The organism is Thermus sp. FJN-A, from assembly GCF_054655095.1.
Window position 1 is genome coordinate 1 of record NZ_BAAHSC010000088.1, and the last position, 471, is coordinate 471.

General features: G+C 76.2%; 1 protein-coding gene and 1 pseudogene. Both read left to right on the forward strand.

Annotation, left to right across the window (positions count from 1 at the left end; genetic code table 11):
- Positions 1–260 (forward strand): ParA family protein (locus tag ACYQ0J_RS00470; RefSeq protein ID WP_460170255.1); only part of this gene is annotated, 260 nt, incomplete at its 5' end.
- Positions 257–471, forward strand: a pseudogene (locus ACYQ0J_RS00475) (ATPase); the annotation flags it as partial. The gene ACYQ0J_RS00470 and the pseudogene ACYQ0J_RS00475, both read left to right, overlap by 4 nt.

A 471-nucleotide genomic window follows, 5' to 3' on the forward strand; every position in this document is an offset into this window, starting at 1 on the left:
ACCGGGTCCTCCTCACCCGGGTGGACCCCCGGAGCCTAGGGGAGGCCCTCGAGGCCCAGACCGCCCTCATGGAGGCCGGGGTGCCCGCCTTCCACGCCTTCGTGCGGGCCTACAAGGCCCACGAGCGGGCCGCCCTGGACGGCAAGGCCATCACCCGCTGGCGCGGCCCCAACGCCCGGGAGGCGGAGGCGGACTACCGCCGGGTGGCGGAGGAGCTCCTCAGGGAGCTCGCCCACACCCCCGAGAGGAGGGAGGCGTGAAGCGGAAGCGCCTGGCGGAGCTGGTGAGGGAGGAGGCGGGGGACCTTCAGGAGGCTCCCGCCCCCCGGGAGGAGAAGCCCGGGGAGGCCCCTCCCGGGGGGGGCCTCGAGGCCTCCCCGAAGGGGGAAGGCCCCAGGGAGCGCCCCCTCCCCCCCTACCTCACCTACGTCCGCAAGGAGTGCCGCCTCCGCCCCGACCAGCTGGACGCCCT